The 25,223-nt window shown below is 71.2% G+C and carries 18 protein-coding genes; 13 read left to right on the top strand and 5 right to left on the bottom strand.

Annotated features, from left to right (window positions below; all coding sequences use genetic code 11):
* Window positions 1-54: 54 nt before the first annotated feature.
* A complete protein-coding gene (locus MXD95_RS09435; RefSeq protein ID WP_250640175.1) occupies window positions 55-1,683 on the top strand; it encodes an ATP-binding protein in 1,629 nt (542 codons plus the stop codon).
* 10 nt (window positions 1,684-1,693) lie between these two features.
* Here MXD95_RS09435 and MXD95_RS09430 read toward each other — a convergent pair whose 3' ends face one another.
* A complete protein-coding gene (locus MXD95_RS09430) occupies window positions 1,694-2,611 on the bottom strand; it encodes a CehA/McbA family metallohydrolase (RefSeq protein WP_250640174.1) in 918 nt (305 codons plus the stop codon).
* 166 nt (window positions 2,612-2,777) lie between these two features.
* Here MXD95_RS09430 and MXD95_RS09425 point away from each other — a divergent pair, with 166 nt between their 5' ends.
* Entirely contained in the window at window positions 2,778-3,764 is a 987-nt protein-coding gene (locus MXD95_RS09425; RefSeq protein ID WP_250640173.1) for a carbohydrate kinase family protein, read from the top strand.
* A gap of 172 nt (window positions 3,765-3,936) precedes the next feature.
* Here MXD95_RS09425 and MXD95_RS09420 read toward each other — a convergent pair whose 3' ends face one another.
* The 4 genes from MXD95_RS09420 to MXD95_RS09405 all read right to left on the bottom strand — a co-directional run bounded on the left by MXD95_RS09420 (window position 3,937) and on the right by MXD95_RS09405 (window position 7,826).
* Window positions 3,937-4,824, bottom strand: a complete 888-nt coding sequence (locus MXD95_RS09420; protein ID WP_250640172.1) for a hypothetical protein — start codon at window positions 4,822-4,824, stop codon at window positions 3,937-3,939.
* Between the two features lie 136 nt (window positions 4,825-4,960).
* Window positions 4,961-6,058 (bottom strand): LLM class flavin-dependent oxidoreductase, encoded by a 1,098-nt coding sequence (locus tag MXD95_RS09415; RefSeq protein WP_250640171.1) that lies wholly within the window; start codon window positions 6,056-6,058, stop codon window positions 4,961-4,963.
* A gap of 693 nt (window positions 6,059-6,751) precedes the next feature.
* Window positions 6,752-7,297 (bottom strand): NUDIX hydrolase, encoded by a 546-nt coding sequence (locus tag MXD95_RS09410; protein WP_250640170.1) that lies wholly within the window; start codon window positions 7,295-7,297, stop codon window positions 6,752-6,754.
* A gap of 40 nt (window positions 7,298-7,337) precedes the next feature.
* On the bottom strand, window positions 7,338-7,826 hold the full coding sequence (locus MXD95_RS09405) for an HIT family protein (RefSeq protein ID WP_250640169.1): 489 nt from the start codon (window positions 7,824-7,826) through the stop codon (window positions 7,338-7,340).
* Between the two features lie 569 nt (window positions 7,827-8,395).
* Between MXD95_RS09405 and MXD95_RS09400 the strand changes: the two genes are divergently transcribed.
* The 11 genes from MXD95_RS09400 (at window position 8,396) to MXD95_RS09350 (ending at window position 25,198) form a co-directional block, all read left to right on the top strand.
* On the top strand, window positions 8,396-9,307 hold the full coding sequence (locus tag MXD95_RS09400; RefSeq protein WP_250640168.1) for a phosphoribosylaminoimidazolesuccinocarboxamide synthase: 912 nt from the start codon (window positions 8,396-8,398) through the stop codon (window positions 9,305-9,307).
* A 179-nt stretch (window positions 9,308-9,486) separates the two neighbouring features.
* Window positions 9,487-12,258, top strand: a complete 2,772-nt coding sequence (locus MXD95_RS09395) for an MMPL family transporter (RefSeq protein WP_250640167.1) — start codon at window positions 9,487-9,489, stop codon at window positions 12,256-12,258.
* A gap of 214 nt (window positions 12,259-12,472) precedes the next feature.
* Window positions 12,473-13,567, top strand: coding sequence for a pantoate--beta-alanine ligase (gene panC, locus MXD95_RS09390; protein ID WP_250640166.1), 1,095 nt, complete (start codon window positions 12,473-12,475; stop codon window positions 13,565-13,567).
* A 2-nt stretch (window positions 13,568-13,569) separates the two neighbouring features.
* A complete protein-coding gene (gene panD / locus MXD95_RS09385; protein WP_250640165.1) occupies window positions 13,570-14,016 on the top strand; it encodes an aspartate 1-decarboxylase in 447 nt (148 codons plus the stop codon).
* Window positions 14,013-15,857, top strand: a complete 1,845-nt coding sequence (locus MXD95_RS09380; RefSeq protein ID WP_250640164.1) for an L-aspartate oxidase — start codon at window positions 14,013-14,015, stop codon at window positions 15,855-15,857. The genes panD and MXD95_RS09380 overlap by 4 nt, the downstream gene beginning before the upstream one ends.
* Window positions 15,854-16,981: a carboxylating nicotinate-nucleotide diphosphorylase gene (gene nadC / locus MXD95_RS09375; protein ID WP_250640163.1), complete on the top strand. Its 1,128-nt coding sequence runs from the start codon at window positions 15,854-15,856 to the stop codon at window positions 16,979-16,981. The genes MXD95_RS09380 and nadC overlap by 4 nt, the downstream gene beginning before the upstream one ends.
* Window positions 16,981-17,733 carry a type III pantothenate kinase gene (locus tag MXD95_RS09370; protein ID WP_250640162.1) on the top strand — a complete coding sequence of 251 codons (753 nt, stop codon included), beginning with the start codon at window positions 16,981-16,983 and terminating at the stop codon, window positions 17,731-17,733. The genes nadC and MXD95_RS09370 overlap by 1 nt, the downstream gene beginning before the upstream one ends.
* A gap of 278 nt (window positions 17,734-18,011) precedes the next feature.
* Window positions 18,012-18,887, top strand: a complete 876-nt coding sequence (locus MXD95_RS09365) for an SGNH/GDSL hydrolase family protein (RefSeq protein WP_250640161.1) — start codon at window positions 18,012-18,014, stop codon at window positions 18,885-18,887.
* A 270-nt stretch (window positions 18,888-19,157) separates the two neighbouring features.
* Window positions 19,158-20,213 (top strand): (2Fe-2S)-binding protein, encoded by a 1,056-nt coding sequence (locus MXD95_RS09360; RefSeq protein WP_250640160.1) that lies wholly within the window; start codon window positions 19,158-19,160, stop codon window positions 20,211-20,213.
* 477 nt (window positions 20,214-20,690) lie between these two features.
* A complete protein-coding gene (locus tag MXD95_RS09355; RefSeq protein ID WP_250640159.1) occupies window positions 20,691-23,195 on the top strand; it encodes an ATP-dependent Clp protease ATP-binding subunit in 2,505 nt (834 codons plus the stop codon).
* Between the two features lie 749 nt (window positions 23,196-23,944).
* The gene (locus tag MXD95_RS09350) at window positions 23,945-25,198 is read left to right on the top strand and encodes a hypothetical protein (RefSeq protein ID WP_250640158.1); all 1,254 of its coding nucleotides are present in this window, start codon (window positions 23,945-23,947) and stop codon (window positions 25,196-25,198) included.
* The last annotated feature ends 25 nt before the right edge of the window (window positions 25,199-25,223 follow it).

Raw genomic sequence — 25,223 nt, 5'->3', positions numbered from 1 at the left:
CGCTACCGGATACCGTGGATCGGAGTCGAGGTCCGAGACCGGAGGTCCGTCGGGGTGGGACGCTGGTTCAACACAGCCGAGCCCTGTATGCCGGACCGGCACTACATGGTCCCGGCGTCGGCGCGCCTGCCGCAGGTCCCCCGGCTGGTCAGCCGAGGGAACTACGTTGTGGTGCACGCACCCCGCCAGACCGGCAAGACGACCACGCTCGCGGCCTTGGCCGCCGAGCTCACGGCCAGCGGCGACTACGCCGCGTTGCTGACCTCGTGTGAGCCGGGCCGGGCCTGGGGCGACGACGTGGGGGCGGCGACCCGCGCGATCCTCGACCGGACCTTGGCCGATGCCCACGCCGCCCTGCCACCGCGGCTGCACCCGCCTCGATGGCCCGAGGCGTCCGACGGCGGTCTGTTGGGCGCGGCGCTGGCGGCCTGGTCGCAGGTCTGCCCCCGGCCACTCGTGCTGTTCCTCGACGAGATCGACGCCCTGGCGGGACGAACGCTGATCAGCGTCCTCGGTCAGCTCCGCAGCGGTGCCGGCCGCCGGCCGGCTGCCTTCCCCGCGTCCGTGGCGCTCTGCGGCCTGCGCGACCTGCGGGACTACCGCTCAGGGGACCGCCCGGCGGATCCGCGTAGCGGTCCCGGGACGGCCTCGGGCGGTAACCCGGACCGGGACCGGCTCGGTGGCCCGAGCCCGTTCAACATCGTCGTCAGGTCGCTGCGGCTCGGTGACTTCTCCCTCGACGAGGTTCGTGGCCTCTATGCTCAGCACACGGCCGAGACCGCGCAGGTTTTCACCGCCGAAGCGGTCGACCGGGTGATGGAGCTGACCGCCGGCCAGCCCTGGCTGGTGAACGCGCTCGCCGCGGAGATCGTGGACGAGATGGCGGTGCCACCCACCGAGGCGATCACCACCGTGCACGTGGACGCGGCGAAGGAGCGCCTGATCCGCGCCCGAGCGACCCATCTGGACTCGCTCGCCGACAAGCTGCACGAACCCCGGGTGCGGGCCATCATCGAACCGGTGCTGGCCGGCACGGACCCGGTCACCGACCCGCCGGCGGACGACGTCCAGTACGCCCGGGATCTCGGGCTGCTCGCGCAGACGTCGCCAGCGCAGATCGCCAATCCGATCTACCGCGAGGTCGTCGCCCGGGTCCTCACCGACACCGTGCTCGAGTTCTCCGCCCCCGTTCCGCCGGCCCGCTCCTTCGTCCTACCCGACGGCCGTCTTGACGTCCCCAGCCTGATCGATCGGTTCGCCGCCTTCTGGAAAGCCAACGGCGACATCCTCACCTCTCGCCAGGTCTACCACGAGGCCGCACCCCATCTGGTTCTCATGGCCTTCCTGGAACGCGTCATCAATGGCGGGGGTTTTGTCGACCGGGAGTACGGTGTGGGCCGTGGACGGATCGACCTGCTGGTCCGCTGGCCGTATTCCGGACCTGATGGGAGACCCGCTCTCCAGCGGGAGGCATTCGAACTCAAAGCCCGTGCGGGCGGCGCCGCCGACCCCCTGCGCACCGGTCTGGACCAGCTCGACGGCTATCTGGACCGCCTCGGCCTGGACCATGGGACGCTCGTCATCTTCGACCGCCGGCCCACCGCGAAGCCGATCGCCGAACGGACCAGCATCACCACCGTGTCGAGCCCCACCGGACGCGGCATCACCCTGCTGCGAGCGTGATGCCATGCGGTCAGACGTCCGCGGGCAGGCGAATCGGGTTGGTCCACGCTCGCCCGCCGGCTGCGTCCTCGATGGTGACGCGGCAGTAGCCGGGGCGGAACAGGGCGGTCGGCAGGGAGCATTCGGTCAGCGCCGCACCCGCGGCGGCCTGGACGACCTCGGCGCCGGGCACGCCCCCGGTGAGCAGCACCTTGCGTGCCGGCGAGCAACGGACGGTGATCTTCTCGTTGACGAGCTCGACGTCGTGCAGTTCGGGCCCGGTGCTGGCGTAGTAGTGGCCGGCCTTGAGCGCGGCGAGCAGCGCGTCCGGTTCGAGGGAGTCGGCCTTCACCTGGACCCAGGCCGCGCAGCCCGGTGGGTCCTGCGGCTGGAAATGCGCGTCGTCGGCCGCGTAGGCACCGAGCTGCCATCCGCGGGCGAGCAGGAGATCGGTCAGGTGCCAGCTGTCCCCGCGGTCCTCCCGGGCGGACAGGGCGTTGTACACCTCGACGGCGTGCGCGGCGTCGAGGCTTTCCGCGTCGGCGAGGGTCAGCAGGGACGCCGCCGGATGGGCCATGCCGATGAACGCCCCCGCCGCCCGCGCCCGCCGCGCGATCATCGGCCCGGTCTCCCCGTCACCGGGCGGAGCGAACCCGAGGGGCAGGCCCACGGCGATGATGTGCCATTCCGGCGACAGCTCGGTGCGCGGCGCGTGCAGCTCGGCACCCAGCAGCGTGGTGAAACCGGGCGTGCGCAGCGACCGGGTGTCCGTCAGCGGAAAGCCGAACCGGGCCCGAAAATGATCCGTGATGGCCAGGAAGTCGTAACCCGCCTCCCGATAGACCCGGGCGACCTCGGCCGGCGGCAGCGCCCCGTCCGACCCATCGGAATGGGTATGCAGATTACCCCGCCAGAACCGGCCGGACATCCCGAACGGAAGCCCCGACACCCCTGCTCCTTCCAGCCACCAACGCTTTTCCAGCGACAGCCGCCGACGGGTATCCCCTGTCGCCCTCCAGGGTAAGTTTCGCACGATTCGGACCGGCGAGATCTGGGAATGCGGACATCGCACGGTGGATATGCCAGGCGAAGGATTCGCGCGGAGGGAGCGACTGGTGACGTCGATCGTGGTGGCCGGAGTGGTCAACGTTCAACAGATCATTCCAGTCGACGGATTCCCGGTGCCGTACACGCCGGTGCGGTATGTACGGGACGCCTTGCGCCTGGAGGTCGCGGGCGTCGGCGCCAACGTGGCCCGTGGGCTGGCCGCGCTCGGCGACCAGGTCCGCCTCGCCACGCTCCTCGGTGATGATGCCGCCGGAGGGCTGGCGCGCACCACGCTCGCCCGGGAGGGGCTGACCGGCCCGGGGATCCTGGGCACGGCGACGACGGCCCAGTCCGCGGTGCTCGTCGCCCCGGACGGCCGCCGGCACATCGTCACCGACCTGGCGGGGCTACCGGAGGCGAGCTACCCGCCCGATACGTTCCGCGCGTTGCTGGACGGCGCCGAGCTGGCATCGATCTCCACCATCGGATTCGCCCGCGACCTGCTGCCGATCGCCCTCGCGGCGGGCGTGCCGATCGCCGTCGATCTGCAGGCGACATCCGGCCTGGACGACGCCTACGGCGCGGACTGGATCGATGCCGCCACGATCGTGTTCGCCTCCGCGGAACGCCTCACCACTACCCCCGAACAGTTCGCCGCCGACGTCTTGGCCCACGGCCAGCGGGCCCACGGCCGGCCGGCGCGTGGCCAGCGAGTTACGCGTGGCCAGCGAGTTAACGGACGGCGGGCCGGCCGACAGACTCGGATCGTCGTGATCGGCCTCGGCGCCGACGGATGCCTGCTCGCCGTCGCGGGCGGCGGCCCACCGCGGCGGATCGCCGCCCACGCCCCGCTCGGCGTGGTCGACACCACCGGCGCCGGAGACGCCCTGTTCACCGGCTTCCTCCACGCCTGGCTATGCTCCCGCGACCCCGACGACGCCATCACCATGGCGATACGCACCGCCGGCTGGGCCGTCGCCTTTCCCGGCACCAGCCATTACGCCACCCATGCGGACCTCGCCCGCCTCGATGCAGGCGCGGCGGAACCGCTTTGATCTGTCGTCACTTCCTCGGCCGATGAACGGAATCCATCCCCCACCCGCCCCTCATGGTTTGGCGTCGGTCTCGCGGTAGGCCTCGGCGGTGAGCGCGCTCAGTGCGGCCGAGAGTTCGGCGCGCAGGGGGACTTTGGCAGGCGGAGGCGTCGCTCAGATTCAGGACGGGTACTCAGTGGATGGCAGTCTCCAGGGCGACGAGAACCAGACCAAACAGGCAGCTGCCCAGGGTGTAGCGCACCAGCCGCCAGCCGGCGAGACCGCCGGCTCTACCAGCCAGAAGGCCCCACACGGCGAGCAGAAGGACGCAGGCCCACAGCGCGGCTTCCTGCGCGTTGTCCATCGACGCCCCGAGCAGACGCGCCACCACCAACACCCCGAGCGGCAGCAACGACGCCCTGGCCAGCGGCCAGCTCGCCACCAGCGCCGGCCACACCACCCGCAGCCCGTGACTCGCCGCCGGCGACGTTGGCGATGCCGGCATTGGCGGTGGTGGGGGCGGCAATGGCGACGACGGTGGCGGTAGCGATGGCGGAGGTGGCGACGACGGCGGTTGCGGTGACGGCGGCGGTTGCGGTGGCGACGACAGCGGTGGCGACGACGGCGACGGTGGCAGTCGCGGTGACGACGACGGTGGCGGAGGCGGGGATGACGCCGTTGGCGTGGCCGGTGGGGGCCCGGACACGGTGATCCGTCCATCGGAGGCGAAGGGACGAGCGGCGGCGCGCGCATAGCCGTGCGCCAGCCAGAACACGGCGACCGTGACCAGGACATCCGTGACAATGTCCGCGAGCGAGTCGGTTCGGGGATCCTGCGCACCGATCAGGCCCGCGGTGAGGATCGTCCCGTAGATGCCGTGCTCCGGCCGAGTCGTGGCAGCTTCCCCCGCGAGCACGCCGGTCTCGCCAACACACACCGCGACCGCCTCGCCCACGGACACCGCGGCCTCGTCGGCAGGCCTACCGCCCGTCGGCACAGCGGCCTCGTCGGCGGGCACCCCGCCGACCGGCACCGCGGCATCGCCGGGGGAGTCGCCGCAACGGCCTTGCGAGGTATCCACCCGTTCCGCCTCCCGTCGACGCCCGTCCGGCCGTGTCCATGCTCGGCGTCACTCACCGCTCGCGCATACCCACGCCGCAGAACGACGACCCCGGGACGCCCGGCACCTCACCGCAGATGGTTGCGATCCGGGTCGTCTATGCGGAAGCGGCGGGAGCCCAGCCGAGGGCGGGGGCGACGGTGGTGGCCAGGTCGGTGAGCAGGCGGATGTTCTGGTCGAGGCCGAAGGCGGGCGGGAGGAACAGGACCAGCTCGTCGGCGGCGGACAGCCCCGGGTCCGCCAGGGCGGCGTCGGTCACCGTGTCGGGGTCTCCGTGGTACACCGGGCTCATCGCGAACCCCGCGGGCAGGTCGGCGAGCTTCACCGGCGGCAGAGCGCCCCGCGGCCGGGACGCGGCCGGACCATAGGTGCGTCGTTCCAGGTCGTAGGCGGCGTAGATCTCCCGCAGCTCGCGGGTCGGCGCGGGTAGCACGGAGGCGGCCACGGCGACCGGTGGCGGCGGGGTGCCGTGGGTGTCCGCCCAGGCGGTCCGGTACTCGCCGATCAGGCGGGCCTGGTACTCGCCGAAGGTCTCACCCTCCTCCAGCCCCCGCAGGATGGTCCCGGTGATCAGGCGCAGCCCCTGCCGGGCCGCGTTCACCGCCGAGGCGATGTGGCCGGAGCCATACCAGATCCGGTCGCGCAGGCCCGGGCTGTGCGGGGTCACCCGAAGCTCGGTGCCGGGCGGGGGGCCGGGCGGCCGGTGCTCGGTGACGGTGTGCAGGACCTCGCCGGAGACGCCGGCCAGGAACCGGCGCAGCCGGCGCTGACCCTCGGTGCGGGCGTCCGTGGCGACGGTGCCGAAAACGCCGTCCCAGGCATCGCTGCCGCTGGAGAAGGCGAGCTGGAGCCGCCCATCCGTGAGCAGATCCGTGGTAGCGGCCGCCTCGGCCAGCAGGATCGGTTCCTGGTTTCGCATGGGGATGACCGCGCTGCCCAGGGTGATCCGGCTGGTGTGCTGCCCGGCGGCGGCGAAGAACGGCAACGGTGAGGACAGGTAGTTGTCGAAGTGCCGCTGGTAGGTCCAGCCGGACTGGTAGCCGAGCCCCTCGGCCGCCTGGAACAGCTCGATACCTTCCCGCAGACCGCGCCCCGCCTCGCCGGTGGTGAACGAGACACGGCTGTTGAAGCCGAGCCGCGTCGTCGGCCGGGCCGCGTCCGGACCAGGGGTGTCCGGCCTTGTCAGCGTCGTCATCTGACGTATCTCCGATCGTGTTGGTCATGCAGCCGGTGTTGCGGTCACGGGCAGGGCACGGCGAGGTTCGGCCGCATCGACATCTGCTCAGACGGGTCCGGGACGACCGCCGCCAGAGCGCTCAGGATCGTGAGAACGGGCAGGCCCGAGAAGGCACACGGCGGTCGAGGCAGGCGCATCACGGCGCTGTCCCGGGGTGGGCCGGGGTGGGCCGCCGGCGGCGACGCGGCTCGCGTCCAACTGACCTGCCCCTGCGTCTCGACAGTCAGAAGCCGCGACAGCCAGCGCGTCCGGTTGGGCGGAACCGCGCCGATCAGAAGATCAAGAGAAAGGGGGCCGGCGGCGGTTGGCCCGGCCGCCGAGTCAGCGACAGGTCAGCGACAGCAGGCTGTGCTTCGACGCATGAAGTCGATCACACGCCGCTGGACGAGGTGCCATCCGGGCGCGAGCGGGATCCCCGCCGGGAGCACGGCAGGCGCGCAGGAGACGCCCGACGACGTTCCGCCCGCGATCTCAACCATGTTCACAAAGTTAGTGGTGAATCCCCCTGGACGTCCAACGCCGATTCACGATCGCATCGATCGCGGACACTTATCATCAAAGATCGCGGAGTACGAAGATCCCGAGGTGGGCTGCCGAGCCCGACGCCACCACTCGGGAAAGGAGGACCAGATATCCGACGCCGGCGATTGTTCACGCCGGCGTCACACCGGTCGGAGACGACAAAAGAAGAAGCAGCGCCCCGCTGATGGTCGCACTACTGACGATCTCCCGGCGATTGATCATTCCGTGGAGTTCGGCGAGCGGGATCCAGGAAATCTGGTCGGATTCGTTCTGCTCCGTGGGCGCAGCGACCCGCACACATCCGTCAGCCCGGAACAGGAAATGCCGGGCGTTGGTGATGCCGCTGGCAGGCTCCGCGTAGAGCAGCGGACGGACCGAGCCGGGCCGCCAGCCGGTCTCCTCCTCGAGCTCCCGCGCCCCGGCGGCCTGCGGATCCTCGCCATCCTCGACCAGGCCCATGGGGAACTCCCAGGCCCAGCTGTCCGTGGCAATCCGGTGCCGCCACATCATCAGCACCCGGTCGGAATCGTCCACGGCGGCGACAACTGCCAGGTCACGCAGCTGCACGACATGGTATTCACTGGCCGTACCGTCGGGTTGCTCGACGTCCAGGAACCAGACCCCGAGCCAGGGCGTGGCGAAAGCCAGGCGGCGTCCCCGCACTTTCCAGCGCACCGTCCGACCCGCCTCCCCAACGCTACCCGGTATTCCGGTTTCAGGGCTGAAGAGTATCCTCGCCGTAGGCGTCCCGGGTGATCGCTCTGAGCGCGTCGGTGAGCTGGGCCCGCAGGGTTTCGTGCACGGGGCCGACCGCATGACGCTCGGCGCGGCGGACGTCGTCGCCATACAGATAGACGGGCCCGACCCGGAGGCGCGCCTCTTCCCAGGAATAGCGAGCGCGAACGTGGCCGTGCAGGTGCGGCCAGAGATTCCCGAGAATCTCGTAGTTGATCCGGAGAAATCCCGGGTCGTTCGCCGCGCAGACCCGGCTGATGGCCTCCCCGAGCAGCGCGAGATCGAACAGGAAGTCAGCCCGCCGGGCCCGCGGAAGATCGGTCAGGTGGTCGACGTCGTCCGCATGGACCAGAACGCAGTATCCGGGAAGATGCTGCGTGTCACCCAGAACGGCCCATCCGGTCCGCAGCCGGTACAGCACGTTCGGATCCTCACCACGCCGGAGCATCGCCAGCCATTCGGCACTCACACCCACACCTCCCCACCCGGATCATCGCATCCGGCGCGGCCATCGGAACCCTCGCCGCCGACGTGGGGACGCGCCAATCCCCGAACCGAGACCCCAAGGCCCACATTCCGCACCCCCATACCCACCCCCCACCGCACCCCCCGCTCCCCTCCTCTCCTCTCCCCCGGCAACACCAACCGGAGCCCATGATCGCCACACTGTGTAGCCGGGTGCGGCCGGCCGAAAAGCAAGATCCGTCTAAGTAGGTCGCCGTGGGGGGCAAATCGGACACGAAAACGCCCACAGCGACCTACTTGGATCTTGAGTCCGCCTGGCCACGAGATTTCCGCTACAAGATGTGACGCTGATCCTCGGGCGGCGGCGCGCCGGCCCTGAATGATCTACAACGTGAGCGACAACTCGCCGCGCTTGTTGTCCGCTGAAGTTGTAGATCGAGTTGTCGCTGTTGTAGATCACGTTTGGCCCGGGGGGCCCGGCGCTCGCCGAGGCGGCCGATCTCGTCGCTGAGCTGGCCTGACCGCGTCGCGTTCGGACGCGGGAACGTGTCGGGGATGGGTACGGTGCAGGGCATGCCGCTGACACATGAGGAGTTCGCCGGGCTCACGCATCTGGGTTCGGGCAAGGTCCGGGAGCTGTTCGCCGTCGGGGACGACGCCGTGCTCCTGGTCGCCAGCGACCGCATCTCGGCGTTCGACGTGGTCCTGCCCACCGAGATCCCGGACAAGGGCGCGGTGCTGACCGGGCTGTCGCTGTGGTGGTTCGACCAGCTCGCCGACCTCGTCCCGTCCCACGTCATCAGCTCGAACGTGGACGAGTACCCGGCCGAGCTCGCGCCGTACGCCGAGCAGCTGCGTGGCCGCTCGATGCTGTGCCGCCGGCTCGACATGGTGCTCATCGAGTGTGTCGCCCGCGGCTACCTCACCGGCAGCGGCCTGAAGGACTACAACCGCACCGGCGCCGTCAGCGGCCACCCGCTGCCACCCGGCCTGGTGGACGGAAGCAAGCTGCCCACGACGATCTACACGCCGTCGACGAAGGCACCGATCGGCCAGCATGACGAGAACATCAGCCGGGCCGACGCGGCCGGCCGGGTCGGCGCGGAGCTCGCCGCCGAGCTCGAGCGGCTCACCCTGCAGATCTTCGGCCGGGCCAGCGACCTCGCCGCCGAGCGAGGCATCCTGCTCGCCGACACCAAGTTCGAGTTCGGGCACGACACCGACGGCGACCTGCGCCTCGCGGACGAGGTGCTCACCCCGGACTCCTCGCGGTTCTGGCCGGAGGACACCTGGGCACCGGGCGCGGCGCAGCCGTCGTTCGACAAGCAGTTCATCCGGGACTACCTGGTCAACACCGGCTGGGACAAGACCGAGCCCGGCCCCGAGCTGCCGGACGATGTCGTCGAGTCCACCCGGGCCCGCTACGTCGAGGCGTACGAGCGCCTGACCGGCATCTCGTTCAAGGACTACCTCGCCGGCGCCTGACCGACCCGGCGCCCGACCGACCCGGCGCCCGACCGACCGATCCGGGCGCCGCCCGTCGGGGGGGACAGCCCTACCCCGGCAGGGCGGCAGGCCATAGCCGTGGGGCGGCGGAGGACCATAGTAGACATCTGGTAGCTCGCCGCAGTGACGGTCAACGAACGGGACGAGATCGTCGTTCCATGCGATCGACGCCTCGGACATCGGCCAATCTCCCTGGTCAGCCGGCCAGACCCGGACAACCGGACTGGACCGTCGGCCCACCGGACGGGCAGGGGCCGCCCGGCCGGCATCCCACCCACCTCGCCGCGCGGGCGGCGCGCTGGAGCGTGCGGCACCGCAAGCTCGCCGTCGGCGGCTGGGTGCTGGGCGTCGTTCTCGCGATCTTCGTCGGTGGCCTGATCGGGACGCACACCATCACCGACGCGGACGAGGGCATCGGCGAGTCGGGCCGGGCCGAGAAGACCCTGACCGCGCACGGCTGGGTCGACACGGACAGCGAGAACGTCCTCATCCAGCGGTCGACCCCGGCGGCGGACGCGCAGACGCTGCTCGCCGATCCCCAGATCCGGGCGACGGTCAGTGACACCGCGACCCGCATCCAGGCCACCGGGGTGGCCGTCGAGCTGCGCGCGCCCATCGCGGCGCCCGGGGCGCGGACCGACCCGGGGCTGGTCTCCCACGACCTGCGCTCCGTCCTGGTGACCTTCGACCTCAAGGGCGACGCCGACGATCACGCCAAGGTCGAGCCCACTCTGGACGCGGTCAAGGCCGTCCAGGCCGCGCATCCGGGCGTGTCGGTCGAGCAGTTCGGGGACGCGAGTTCCGACAAGGCGCTCAGCGCCACCGTCGGCAAGGACTTCCACCGCGCCGAGTTCCTCGCGATCCCGCTTACCCTCGGCATCCTGCTCGCCGTGTTCGGCGCGGTCGTCGCCGCACTGATCCCGATGGCGCTGGCACTGACCTCGTTCGTCGCCGCGCTCGGCCTCGTCGCGTTCGCCAGCCGCGCCTTCCCCACCGACGAAACCGCCACCTCGGTGATGCTGCTCATCGGCCTGGCCGTCGGCGTCGACTACGCCCTGTTCTACATCCGCCGGGAGCGGGAGGAGCGTGCCGCCGGGCACAGCCCCGAGCGCGCGCTGGAGATCGCCGCGGACACGTCCGGGCACGCCGTGCTGACCTCGGGCCTGACCGTCGCGGTCTCGATGGCCGGGCTGTTCCTCACCGGGATGGCCACGTTCACCGGCGTCGCCGTCGGCACGATCATCGTGGTGCTGGTGGCCGTGCTCGGATCGATCACCGTCCTGCCGGCCCTGCTGTCGATGCTCGGCGACCGGGTCGAGCTGCTGCGGCTGCCCTGGCGTCGCCGCCGCGGCGCGACCGTCCGTCGCGGCGGGCGTCGGGCCCGGAGCCACGGTCCGCGTCACGACGGTGCCGGCGAGGCGACCATCCCCGGCCAGCCCGGCCCGGCCCATCTGGCCGGTCCGCACGGCGACGCGGGCGACGCGGGCGACGCGGTGATTGACCCGAGGGACGAGCTGCTGGCGCGGCGGCGCGTCTACCAGGCGCAGCTGGTGAAGCCGGGCGTGATGGGCCGGCTGTTGCGCCGGCCGAAGCCGGTCGCCGTGATCACCGGGGGCCTGCTGCTCCTGCTCGCCCTGCCCGCGCTCGGGATGCACACGGCCGAGCCCGGCGTGGACGACATTCCTCGCAAACTCCCGATCATGAAGACCTACGAGCGGCTGTCGGACGCCTTCCCCGGCGGCCAGGTCGCGGCGTCCGTGGTCGTCTCCAGCACGGATGGTTCCCGCCTGACCACTGCGGCCGCGCAGCACGCACTGGACGATCTGCACCGGCGGGCGGTCGCCTCCGGCCGGATGTTCGAGCCGGTGAGCATCACTTACACCCCCGACCACCAGGTCGCCAAGGTCGAGATTCCGGTCGCGGGCAGCGGCACGAACGGCGAGTCGGCGAAAGCCCTGCACGTGCTGCGCTCCACGGTCATCCCGGCGACTTTCGGCGCCGCATCCACCGGGGCCCGGACGAACCTGCACGCCGACGTCACCGGCACCACCGCGGACTCCGTCGACTTCAACGACCGCCTGCACACCCGTACGCCGCTGATCATCGGCTTCGTGCTGGTGCTCGCCTTCCTGCTGCTGCTCGCCGCGTTCCGCAGCGCGCTGGTCGCGGCCGTCGCCGTCGGGCTGAACCTGCTCTCGGTCGGCGCCGCGTACGGTCTGCTCGTCGCCGTCTTCCAGCATCACTGGGCCGATGGCCTGCTCGGCTACACCTCCACCGGGGCGATCACCATCTGGCTGCCGCTGATGCTCTTCGTGATCCTGTTCGGCCTGTCCATGGACTACCAGGTCTTCGTGCTCAGCCGGGTGCGGGAGGCCCGCGAGGCCGGTCTGCCCATGCGGGACGCGGTGACCGTCGGAGTGCGGCGCAGCGCCGGGGTGGTGACCAGTGCCGCGGTCATCATGGTCGCGGTGTTCTCGATCTTCGCGACGCTTTCCCAGGTCAGCATGAAGCAGCTCGGCGTCGGGCTCGGCGCCGCGATCCTGCTCGACGCCACGCTCATCCGGGTGGTACTCATGCCCGCCGTGCTCACCCTGCTGGAGAACCGCCTCTGGCGCGACCGCTCCGCGGACGACCACTTCATCGACGACCACTTCATCGACGACGGCTCGCTCGACCACGGCTCGCTCGACCACGGCTCGGGCCGGCCCGCACCCGGTCTGCCCGGCGGGTCAGGTGGGTCCGGCGGTCCCACTGCCAGCCTGCCCGCCCCGGCCGACGCCGGCCACACCGCACGGACCGCGTGGACGGATGGGGGCGGTACACCCGTACCGCCGCGGTACACCACGCCCGCGGACCGCGCCCCCGACGGCCGGACCGGCGCGCCACGGCCGAGCTACCCCACGCCCCGCTGGTCGATGCCCCCCGCCTGAGCCTGTCCGCGGGGGCCCACCTCGCCCGAAACCCAGCCCACCCAGGCCGCCGGCCGGACCGACCTCAGCGTCGTCCGGCCGGCGGCGTTTCCGCGTCTGGGCCCATGGCGCAGAGCTGGTCCACCGTGCTGGTCACAGCAGTCGCGGGTGCGTTGCAGCCGAGTTACAGTGTGGCTCGACGTCCGGTACCCCACTCGAGGACTGGAACGGATCCATGAGCACTGTGGTCCACCACGCGCCTGTCCACCATGCGCCCGATCAGGCCCGTGACCAGCGGCTGCGTCGTCCGACGATCGCGCGGAGCCGGGCCGAGCTCCATGCCGCACTCGCCGTCCCAGCCGCGCCCGGAACAGCGGCACCCGGAACAGCGGCCGGGCGGCCCACCCGGGCGGTCGTCATGACGATGGGGGCGCTGCACGAGGGGCACGCGGCCCTGCTGCGAGCCGCGCGAGCGCAGGCCGACCAGGTGGTCGTGACGATCTACGTCAATCCCCTGCAGTTCGGCGCCGGTGAGGATCTGGACCGGTATCCGCGCACCCTCGAGGCCGATCTCGGCATCTGCGCCCGTGAGGGCGTGGACGTGGTGTTCGCCCCGCGGGTGATCCACAGGACGCCACCGCTGGTCCGGCTGAGCGCCGGAGCACTCGGCGAGATCCTCGAAGGGGCGTCGCGGCCCGGCCACTTCGACGGGATGCTCACCCTCGTCGCCACCATGCTGCACCTGGTCCGTCCGGACCTGGCGTTCTTCGGGCGTAAGGACGCCCAGCAGCTCGTCTGCATCCGGCGGATGGTCGCCGACCTGGCCTTCGACGTCACCGTGGTCGGGGTGGACACCGTTCGTGAGCCCGACGGGCTGGCACGCTCGAGCCGCAACGTCTACCTCACCCCCCACCAGCGCCAGGACGCGCTGGTCCTCTCGCGAGCCCTGCGTGCGGGCCAGACCGCGGCCGCCGCCGGCGGCGGACCCGAGCGGGTGCTCGCCGCGGCGCACGCCGTGCTGGACGGTGCGGGAACCCGCGTCGACGTCGACTACCTCACCCTCGCCAGCCCCGACGATCTCGGCCCGGTGAGCGCCGGACCAGCCCTGCTGCTCGTCGCGGCCCGGGTGGGAACCACGCGGCTGATCGACAACGTCTCGCTCGTCCTGCCCGGCGGGCCGGCAGAGCCCGACACCAACGCCGAGCCCGACACCAACGCCGAGCCCGAAGTTCCCGCCGAGGCCGCCTGGCCCGACGAACCGGGCATCCCCGCCCAGCTGCTTGTTCTCCCAGCCGAACCCGTCCTCCCCGTCGACCGTCAGGGGGCCTGACCGTGTTGCGCACCATGCTCACCGCCAAGATCCACCGGGCCACCGTGACCCAGGCCGACCTGAACTACGTGGGCTCGGTCACCATCGACTCGGACCTGCTCGAGGCCGCGGACCTGCTGCCCGGCGAGCAGGTGACGATCGTGGACATCAACAACGGCGCCCGGCTGGAGACCTACACCATCCCCGGACCCGCGGGCAGCGGTGTGATCGGGATCAACGGGGCGGCGGCCCGGCTCGTCCACCCCGGCGACCTGGTCATCATCATCGCCTACGGGATCATGGAGGACGCCGAGGCGCGGCGCTACGTCCCGCGGGTGCTGTTCGTGGACGCCGAGAACCGGATCATCGGCCGCGGCGGCGATCCGGCCGAGGCACTGCCCGGCGACCCGTCGAGCCTGCGCGGCGACCTCTCCATTCCGGCGAGCCGGACGGTCGTGGCCTCCCGGTGATCGTGCTGCCCTGCCGGCTCGGCGCACCCCGCCCGGGGTGGAGTCGTAGCGCTGACATCGTCGTCATCGGGTCGGGTATCGCCGGCCTCACCGCGGTGCTGCACACTCGCCGCGAGCTGCCCGCCGCCCGGGTGCTGCTGGTCACCAAGGCTCATCTGGACGCCGGCTCCACCCGCTGGGCGCAGGGCGGGATCGCCGCGGCGCTGGCCGCCGAGGACTCCCCCGCGGATCACCTGGCCGACACCCTGGTGGCCGGAGTCGGGTTGTGCGACGCGCAGGCGGCCCGGGTCCTGGTCGACGAGGGGCCGGCCCGGGTCCGGGAACTCGCCGAGCTCGGTGCCCGGTTCGATCGGGCCGCCGACGGGTCGTTCGCCCTGACCCGGGAGGGTGGCCACCTGCGCAACCGGATCATCCATGCCGGCGGGGACGCCACCGGTCTCGAGGTGGAACGCGCGCTGATCGCGGCGGTGCGAGCGGACCCGTCCATCGAGGTGATCGAGAACGCCCTGGTCCTCGATCTGCTGTTGGATGCGGACGGCCGGGCCGCCGGGGCCACCCTGCACGTGCTCGGCGAGGGCAGCCGGGACGGCGTCGGCGCGGTCACCGCCCCGAGCGTGGTGCTCGCGACCGGCGGGATGGGGCAGATCTTCGCCTCCACGACGAATCCCGGGGTGTCCACCGGCGACGGGGTGGCGCTCGCGTTGCGTGCTGGCGCGGTCGTCGCCGACCTGGAGTTCGTCCAGTTCCATCCCACGGCGCTGTGGATACCCCCCGTCTCCGCCGCCGGCGGAGACGGGGCCGTCACAGCCGCAACAGCCCTGTTCGGCGAGCAGCAGCCGTTGGTCAGCGAGGCGATGCGCGGCGAGGGCGCCATCCTGGTGGACGCCGCCGGAGAACGGGTGATGACCGGCGCCCACCCACTGGCCGACCTCGCGCCCCGCGACGTCGTGGCCAAGCAGATGTCGCGAGTGATGGCCGCCCAGGGGGCCGACCACCTGTACCTCGATGCCCGCGGCCTCGGTGTACGGATGATCGAGGAGCGGTTCCCGTCCATCACCGCCCGGTGCCGCTCATACGGCATCGACCCGGTGACCATGCCGATACCGGTGGCGCCGGCGGCCCACTACGCCTCCGGCGGGGTCCGCACCGACCTGTGGGGTCGTACCACCGTCCCCGGGCTGTACGCGTGCGGGGAGGTGGCCTGCACTGGCGTCCACGGTGCCAACCGGCTCGCGTCCAACAGTCTGCTCGAGGGCTTGGTCTTCGCCGCGCGCATCGCTACGCACATTGCCGGGGAGGCCGGAGCCGGAGCCGATGCCGATGCGGGCGGGGGTCGGCCCGGCCGGCTGCGCGATGCCGTACCGGCCGCCCCTGTCGTGCGGCGGGGCAGCGGGCTGACCGACCCGGCGGAGCGCGCCGAGCTTGCCCGGGCGATGACCGACGGTGCCGGCGTGCTGCGCAGCGCCGAGAGCCTGCACGCCACCGCGAAGGTCCTCTCCGGCCTCGGTGACCTGCGGGTCAGTGGGGCAACCGTCACCGCCGGCCCGCCCGCCTGGGAGATGACCAACCTGCGCACCGTCGCGACGGCGCTGGTGGCCGCCGCCACCGCCCGCACCGAGACCCGCGGCTCCCACTGGCGGGAGGACTTCGCTGAGCGCGACGACGCTCACTGGCTCGGCCGGGTGGTCACCCGCCTGAGCCCCGAGGGCGAGCTCGTCGTCGATGTCGAGCCCATCGTGGACCCGCGCATCGAGGCAGGCAGGGACGCGGGCGGTGCCCCGGGCCGGGTCGCGGGCCCAGCCGTGCGCGGGGATGCCGACACCGTCCGGCCAGCATCGTGAGCGGCCCGCTCGCCGTCCACGGCGGCCAGGCCGCCCACAGTGGCATCGGCGGACGGCTGTCCCCGGCCACCCGCAGCGGGCTCGCCGTCGCCGGGCTGGACCCCGACCAGGTCCTCGCCGTCATCGGCCACGCCCTCGCCGAAGACCTCCCCGGCTGGACGCCCACCCGGGCCGGCGACGCGGGCAACGCGGGCAGACCCGAGACGGCGGTCGACGGCTACGGACTCACAGCAGACGGTTCACCGGCGGGCGGTTGCGCGGAACCGGCCGGCGCGGTCGACGCGACCTCGGCCGCGACCGTCGACGTGGGGCTGGTCGGCCACGGCGCCCTGGTGAGCCGAGCCGCCGGCACCGTGGCCGGGCTGCCGGTCGTCGCCGCCGTGTTCGAGACGGTGCTCGGTCGTACGGTGACCGTCACCCTCGTCGCCGCCGACGGCGATCAGGTCACCCCAGGCCAGACCGTCGCTCGGGTCAACGGCCCGGTGCGGGGACTGCTCACCGCCGAGCGGACCGCACTGAACCTGCTGTGCCATCTCAGTGGCATCGCCACTCTCACCCGGACCTGGGTGGATGCCGTCGCCGGCACGAGCGCGGCCATCCGCGACACCCGCAAGACGCTGCCCGGCCTGCGCGCGCTGGAGAAGTACGCGGTGCGCTGCGGAGGTGGAGTCAACCACCGGATGTCGCTGGCCGACGCGGCACTGATCAAGGACAATCACGTGATCGCGGCCGGCGGGGTGGCCGCCGCGTTCGCCGCGGTCCGGGCGGCGTTCCCGCAGCTGCCGGTCGAGGTCGAGTGCGACACTGTCGACCAGGTCGCCGAAGCCGTGGGGGCCGGTGCCGATCTCATCCTGTGCGACAACATGAACGCGCGGGAGCTGCGCGCGTCGGTGGCGATCGCCCGGCCGGCCGGAGTGCGGCTCGAGGCCAGCGGAGGCCTGAGCCTCGCGGTGGCGGCGGACGTCGCGGCCACCGGCGTGGACTATCTTGCGGTCGGAGCGCTGACCCATTCGGCGCCAGCTCTGGATCTTGGCCTGGATCTCGACCCCGGCCACCCCACGGGCCCCGCCAGCCCCGCCAGCACAGCCCGATCAGCCGTGGGCTCGATCGTGGAGGAGGCCTGATGCTGCTCGCCATTGACGTCGGCAACACCAACACGGTCGTCGGCGTGTTCGCCGACGAGACCCTCGTCGACTCCTGGCGGGTCCGCACCGATCCCCACTCGACCGCGGACGAGCTGGTGCTGCTCTACCGCGGTCTGCTCGGCGACTACCGGATCACCGGCGTGTCGATCTGCTCGACCGTGCCCGCCGCGCTGCGGGAGCTGCGCCGGATGGTGGCGCGGAGATTCCGCGACACACCGGTCGTCATCGTCGAACCCGGCACCCGCACGGGCGTGCCCATTCTCATCGACAACCCGAAGGAGGCCGGCGCCGACCGGATCATGAACACGCTCGCCGCGTACCACCTGTACGGCGGTCCGGCGATCGTGGTCGACTTCGGCACCTCGACGAACCTGGACGTCGTCTCCGCCCGCGGCGAGTTCGTCGGCGGGGCACTCGCACCCGGCATCGAGATCGCCCTGGACGCGCTCGCCTCCCGTGCCGCCCAACTGCGCAAGGTGGAGCTCACCCCGCCACGCTCGGTCATCGGCCGGGGCACCGTCGAGGCACTGCAGTCAGGAATGATCTATGGCGTCGCCGGCCAGGTGGACGGGCTGGTGCGGCGGATCCGCACCGAGCTCGGCACCCATGCGACGGCGATCGCCACCGGCGGTCTTGCCTCGCTGGTGCTCAAGGAAAGCGAGACCCTCGACCGGCATGAGCCGCATCTGACCCTGATCGGCCTTCGGCTGGTGTTCGAGAAGAACACCTGAATTCGGCGCCGTCCAACCGCCGGGGCCCCACGGATACCGCCTCTGAAGCGCACCCCATGAGGTGCCGGCCGGTTCCAGAGGTCAGCCGCCGGATCCGGGCGGGTACAGACCGGATTCGGCCGAGATATCCCCCTGGCGGGTGGCGTCGCAAGGCGTCAGAATAAGGACTTCGCCAAGGTCCGCGGGTGCGCGGCCGGGTCGGCCGGTTACTATCTGAAGCTATGCGGGACCGAGACCTGGCCGCCTGCGCCGCATGCCGACTCGGTCGGCGCACATTCATGCGGGCGTACCCCGCCCAGCCCCTTCGACTCGCCCTTGTGCTGGTGATTCTCGTCATCACGGGGACGCTGTCGTCCGGGTGGGGCGATCCGGCGCTGGCCGCGGCGCCGCCCGCGCATCACGTCCTTGCCGCGCTGGGCGACTCGTACTCCTCGGGCGAGGGCACCCCGCCGTTCGACCCCGCCGACGCCCGCTGCCGGCACAGCAGTCAGGCGTGGCCACGGCTGCTCACCACGATCGACAGCTCGATCTCGATCGACCTGTTCGCCGCCTGCGCCGGCGCGACCACGGATGCGCTGAGCTCGTCGTTCCACGGGGAGGAACCTCAGCTCGTCCAGTTGCGGCAGGCCACACCCGCCCCGGACATCGTCACCATCACGATCGGTGGCAACGATGCCGGGTTCAGCCAGGTCATCGTCAGTTGTTACACCTGGAAATGTTTCTGGACCGGCAACGACAAACGCGAGCGCGATTACGTCAACAAGGAACTTCCGGACAGTCTGGTCGCGAGCTATACCGCGATGAGGACGGCGGCTCCGGGCGCTCGAATACTTGTCGTCGGTTATCCGAGCATATTCCCCGCCCGACAGAGCAAGAACACCTGTAAGTGGCTCAGCAACACCGAGCGTAACCAGCTGACCATCCTGAACAGGCAGCTCAACCAGGCCATTCGACGGTCGGCGGCCAAGGCCGACGTCGAATATGTCTCGATCGACCGCGCCCTGCGGGGGCACGAGATGTGCACGAAGGACTCCTGGGTGGCACCAATCAGCCTCTTCTCCCCCGGCCGCAACCTCAGCGCCCACCCCGACGCCGACGGCCAGGCGGCGATCGCGAAGGCCGTCGACCACTACCTGGACAGCCACGACCGCTGACCGACACTCCGGCCGCGGCGCGGCACCCCCGCAGCGAAAATCAAGTACCTTGCGCATCACTACGAATGGGTAGCGTAACCAGCATCATCCGCGGCGGCCGCGGATGATGTTCGTCACACGCATTGGCCGCGTCGGGAGCACGCCGCACAGGCGCAGGGCCGCGACGTGCGGGGAACGTGCGCCGGAGCGTCGGAGCGAACCCGAACGGCGCGCGGCACCTGTGGCGCCGACCGTTTGACAATGACTTGAAGTTAGCCTTACCTAACCATCATGCTCGTTCCCTCGTCGCCGTCGACGCCCGCGCGGGAGCCGATCACCGGTGCCGCGCTCGCGACCCGGCCCGGCAGCGCGGACCGCACCGCGCCCTGGCCCGTTCCCTCCGTCGTTGCCGAGTCGCTGGCACCCCGTGGGTTGCACTTCGGCATTCCGGTAGGGCCTACGTGGGTGAGCTGTGCCCGCCTGAACACTCAGACCGGCGTGGCCGAGTCGCTGTCCCGGGTCGCGCGGGCCAACCCGGGCGCGAGCGCGGAGGTCGCCGCGAGCTACCTCGCCAACTGGTACGCGGCCGCCGTCGTCGGCCCCGCCATCGCCTCCTATCTTCTGCTGCGGCGAGTGCCGGATCTCTCGCCCCAGCAGATGGCCCTGAGCGTGCCGGACAACGGCTGGTTTGACCGGACCGCGCTGTACCGCCCGGTCGCCACGGCGCTCCCCACCGATCCCCTGCTCTGCGCTGCCCTGACGGGATCCGGACCCCTGGCCACGCTCGGACCCCCGGCCGCGTCGGGCCCGGTGGCCGGGTCCGGCCCCGCGGCTGGGTCCGGCCCCGGGGCCCCGCTCGGCTTCGGCGCCGCGGCGGACGTTCCCGGTGGCGGGGACCGCGGCGAGGCGGGGATCCGGGTGGCCGCGGATCCCGAGCGGCTACGTGCCGCCCTGGTCGAGGAGATCCTGGCTCACCTCGAGCCGTTCCTCGCGCATCTGCGGGGGATGGTGCGGCTGGGCCGGCCCGCGCTGTGGGGGGCGGCGGCGGCGCAGTGCGCCCGGGCGTTCCTGCTCACGGAACGGGCGACCGGGGATCCCGCGATGGGGCGGGACGAGGCCGATGCCTTCTTCGCGCGGGCGGCCCCGACCATGCTGGCCCGCCCGCGATGGCAGGAGTTCGTCCATCGCGGACGCAGCTACGTCGGTATGCGTCGCGGGTCCTGCTGCCTGGCCCACCAGCTGGACGCGGAGTACTGCACCACCTGCCCGTTCACCGCCGACGCGGATCGGGAGACCCGGATGCGGGCCTGGATTGAAACTCAGGGTGACGGTGGCCTTGCGGTATGAGACAACGCCAGTCCACCCATTCGCGCCGAGGCACGTAAAGTAGTGCGGGAGCCGCGTCGGACTCGGAGCCCCCGAGCCTGACTACGGAATGTAGCTATACAATAACAGATACTTGCAAGTATGATGTGGATCATACCGTGCAGCATCCTGGCGTGCACTACCGTCAGTGACGACGGCGCGGGCCACGGCAGGCGGTACAGCCGTCGACGGGGCCCGGCACGCGGGATGGCACCGGCGCTGTCCGGCACGAGTCGTTCTGCTCTTGGCGGAACGACGTGACGGAATCATGGCCGGTCGGCCACGGTTGCCCTAAGCGTCTCCGCTGGTCGCGCCGGTCCTTGTGCCGGTCGTCCGGACTCATCGAAGAGGTCGGAGCCGGCGGGTAGGTTTCTGTTCGATGCGTGAGGACATGCCTCGGCGGAGCTAGCATGCGGATACCGGCTGTCGTGTGGTCGGTCGCAGCTCGAAGGAGCGCACATGTTCGAGAGATTCACCGACCGGGCACGTCGGGTCGTCGTCCTGGCTCAAGAAGAGGCCAGGATGCTCAACCACAACTACATCGGGACCGAGCACATCCTGCTCGGACTGATCCACGAGGGCGAGGGCGTCGCCGCCAAGGCCCTCGAGTCCCTCGGCATCTCCCTTGAGGGTGTGCGGTCACAGGTCGAAGAGATCATCGGCCAGGGTCAGCAGGCGCCGAGCGGGCACATCCCGTTCACGCCGCGTGCGAAGAAGGTCCTGGAGCTGTCGCTTCGGGAGGCCCTCCAGCTCGGCCACAACTACATCGGCACCGAGCACATCCTGCTCGGTCTCATCCGCGAGGGCGAGGGCGTCGCCGCCCAGGTACTCGTCAAGCTCGGCGCGGACCTCAACCGCGTGCGCCAGCAGGTCATCCAGCTGCTCTCCGGCTACCAGGGCAAGGGCGAGACCGCGACCTCAGGGGCACCCGCCGAGGGCACGCCGTCCACCTCGCTGGTGCTCGACCAGTTCGGCCGCAACCTCACCGCCGCGGCGCGCGAGTCCAAGCTCGACCCGGTCATCGGGCGCGAGAAGGAGATCGAGCGCGTCATGCAGGTGCTGTCGCGCCGGACCAAGAACAACCCGGTGCTGATCGGCGAGCCCGGCGTCGGCAAGACGGCCGTCGTCGAGGGGCTGGCGCAGGCGATCGTCAAGGGCGAGGTGCCCGAGACCCTGAAGGACAAGCAGCTCTACACCCTCGACCTCGGCGCCCTGGTCGCCGGGTCCCGCTACCGCGGTGACTTCGAGGAGCGGCTGAAGAAGGTCCTCAAGGAGATCCGCACCCGCGGCGACATCATCCTGTTCATCGACGAGCTGCACACGCTGGTGGGCGCGGGCGCCGCCGAGGGCGCGATCGACGCCGCCTCGATCCTCAAGCCCATGCTCGCCCGCGGTGAGCTGCAGACCATCGGTGCGACCACCCTGGACGAGTACCGCAAGCACCTGGAGAAGGACGCGGCCCTCGAGCGCCGCTTCCAGCCGATCCAGGTCGCGGAGCCATCGGTGGCCCACACCATCGAGATCCTCAAGGGACTGCGCGACCGGTACGAGGCGCACCACCGCGTCTCGATCACCGACGCCGCCCTGGTCTCGGCCGCCTCCCTGGCCGACCGCTACATCTCCGACCGCTTCCTTCCGGACAAGGCGATCGACCTGATCGACGAGGCCGGCTCCCGGATGCGTATCCGCCGGATGACCGCCCCGCCGGACCTGCGCGAGTTCGACGAGCGCATCGCGAACGTCCGCCGGGACAAGGAGTCCGCGATCGACGCGCAGGACTTCGAGAAGGCCGCCTCGCTGCGCGACAAGGAGAAGACCCTCCTGTCGGAGAAGGCGAAGCGGGAGAAGGAGTGGAAGGCCGGCGACATGGACGTCGTCGCCGAGGTGGGCGACGAGGAGATCGCCGAGGTCCTCGCCATCTGGACGGGCATCCCGGTCTTCAAGCTCACCGAGGAGGAGACCGCGCGGCTGCTGCGCATGGAGGATGAGCTGCACAGGCGGGTCATCGGCCAGCAGCAGGCGATCAAGGCCGTCTCCCAGGCGATCCGGCGTACCCGCGCCGGCCTCAAGGACCCGAAGCGTCCCGGAGGCTCGTTCATCTTCGCCGGCCCGTCCGGCGTCGGTAAGACCGAGCTGTCCAAGACGCTCGCTGAGTTCCTCTTCGGCGACGAGGACGCTCTCATCCAGCTCGACATGTCCGAGTACATGGAGAAGCACACCGTTTCGCGGCTGGTGGGCTCCCCGCCCGGGTATGTCGGCTACGAGGAGGGCGGCCAGCTCACCGAGCGGGTCCGGCGCAAGCCGTTCTCGGTCGTGCTGTTCGACGAGGTCGAGAAGGCGCACCCCGATGTCTTCAACACCCTCCTGCAGATCCTGGAGGACGGTCGCCTGACCGACTCCCAGGGTCGGCTGGTCGACTTCAAGAACACCGTCCTGATCATGACGTCGAACCTGGGCACCCGAGACATCTCCAAGGGCCCCGGTATCGGTTTCGCCACCGGTCAGGGCGCGGTTGACTACGAGCGGATGAAGGCCAGGGTCCAGGACGAGCTCAAGCAGCACTTCCGGCCTGAGTTCCTCAACCGGATCGACGACATCATCGTCTTCCACCAGCTCTCCGAGGCCGAGATCATTCAGATCGTCGATCTGATGCTGGCCCGGGTCGACATCCAGCTGAAGAACAAGGACATGGCCCTCGAGCTCACGTCCGCGGCCAAGGCGCTGCTGGCGAAGAAGGGCTACGACCCGGTGCTCGGCGCCCGGCCGCTGCGCCGGACGATCCAGCGGGAGATCGAGGACGTCCTGTCCGAGAAGATCCTCTACGGCACGCTCAAGCCGGGCGAGATCGTCGTCGGCGACGTCGAGGGCGAGGGCGAAGAGGCGAAGTTCATCTTCCGCGGCGAGACGAAGCCGGTCGAGGTTCCCGACGCGCCGCCGGTCGACCTGGCCAAGTCCAGCGAGTGACGGCCCGGCCGGGAGCCCTGGTGGTCGTCCCACCACACGCCCCCGGCCCGGCCGAGCGGCGCCGAAGCAGCACCCGAACACCATGAGGTGAGCCCCGGAACCCCCCAGGTTTCCGGGGCTCACCTCTGTGTGCGCCGGACAGATCGCTGCAGCCACAGCACCACTGCCGAGTCGAAGTACCGCGACATGATCTCCTCGTGACGCCGACCGGAATTTCTGGCGGATTGTTGCCGACCAGCAGTCGGCCCGCACGGGTCCGTAGAACGCTTCGGAATCCGGAACCGGCCGCTGCACATGCTGCTGCACGCGCGATGGCAAACGTCGATCGGTGCCATCATCTCGCCCCAAAGTCGGGGAAATCCCCTCGACGCGGCCTGACACCAGCCACGCACCAGGCCTGATCACTGCTGTGCCAGGGCTTCCCGGCCCGGCTCGGATGATTTTTTTGCCCTTCTCTGGACGCCAGCCCGCTTCAGGAATTACCTTTTCGCCAGGAACTGGTAATCAGGTAACTACGCGATCAGCGCCGCGGCCGGACATGCCGGGGAGACAATCATTGGCCACCGAGCAGGGAGCTACCCGACCAGATCTCCGGGTCGGACCCATCCAGGCAATGCCGTGCACGCATTATGTGTCCGTATTGCGGGAGCACGATCAATGCCGAGCACAAAGGCGCCGACCGCTATCCCCCGGGGCGGTCGCGGCCCACGGCGGGCTCGGCGGGTCCGGCGGGTCCGGTGGGTGAGCCCATGCACTCCGATCCGGACGCCGTCGTCGTCCTCGATCTCCGCGGGCATCGCCCCGATCACAGGGCACCGGACGGCGGCAGGCCTCGCGCTGGCGGCCCACCCCGCCAGTCCCCACCCGCCCCGATGACCAGCGGTGACACCGCGGGCATGTCCGCGCTCCCACCGCCGACCGGTGACCAGGTGCCGCCGGCCTCCCGGCTCGTCCTGGTCACGACGTCGGTGCTGGCGGACCTTCGAGCGGCGCTCGACCCGCTCCTCGCCGCCCGCGACCGCGGCGCGGCGCTGGTCCTCCTGGTCGGCACGCCGCCCACCCGACTGCCCGACGGCCCGCACCGTCCTGCGCGTGGCGAACCGATCGACAGCGAATTGATCGACGGCAACCCGCTCGACGGCAACCCGATGGACGGGGACTTCTCGGGCGAGTCAGACGATCTGGACGCCACCTATGACCCCGATCGGTACTCGTTCCTCGAGGTCGGATCGGCGGAACTGGCCCGGGCGCCGCTCACGGGCCGGACCCGGTCGGCGGATCAGGTCCGGCCGGCAGACCGGATACGGTCAGCCCACCGGCTGCAACCGAGAGGCCAGGCAGGGACGACCGGCGGGGTCGAGGCGACCGGGGCGGCGGCGAGGATCACGGTGACGGCCGTACCCTCGATCGCCGCGGCCGCGGCCGCGGCCGGACCGTCGCAACCGGAGCCGGATCCGCGGGTCCTGCGCTCCTCCACCGACCGCTCGCCAACCGACCGCCCACCCACCCACGATGACCTCCTGGGCACCATCCTCGAGGCGTTGCGCACCCCTGAGGTCTTTGACCGGGTGTGCCGGGACGTGGCCGCGGCGCCCGGGCATGTCGTCCTTCCCAGGATCGGTGCGGTCATCGGCGGGCTGCCCGAGCAGACGCTACGCGGCCTGCGATCCCGCCCGGCCGGAGAGCCGCGCGCCGCCGGCATTCAGCCGGGATCCCTCCCGCCGCCGCCCGAGCCCAGGCCCGCGGCCACCAAGGGCGACCCGCTGGGCCGTCTGACTGGGCCGGCTGAGTCCCTGGCCGCTCCGACTCCTTCCTCCGTCGGCGCGCCCCGCCCGCGCCGTGGCCGCCTGCCGCGACGGGCGCCGCGGAATCGGCTTGGCCGGTTCTGTCCCTGGCTGCCGACCCGGATGCGCCGCTTCGCCCCCCTCGCCGCGACCGCGGAGGATCTCCCCCTCCCCGGTGGCGGCAACGTCGGCGACGGCCCCACCATCGCCCGCGGATGAACGCGACCAGCCGGCGACGCCGCCC

It is taken from the genome of Frankia sp. AiPa1, assembly GCF_023243075.1.
Taxonomy (GTDB): Bacteria; Actinomycetota; Actinomycetes; order Frankiales; family Frankiaceae; genus Frankia.
The sequence above is the reverse complement of the archived record's forward strand: the minus strand, read 5'-3'. Positions and strand labels throughout refer to the sequence as shown.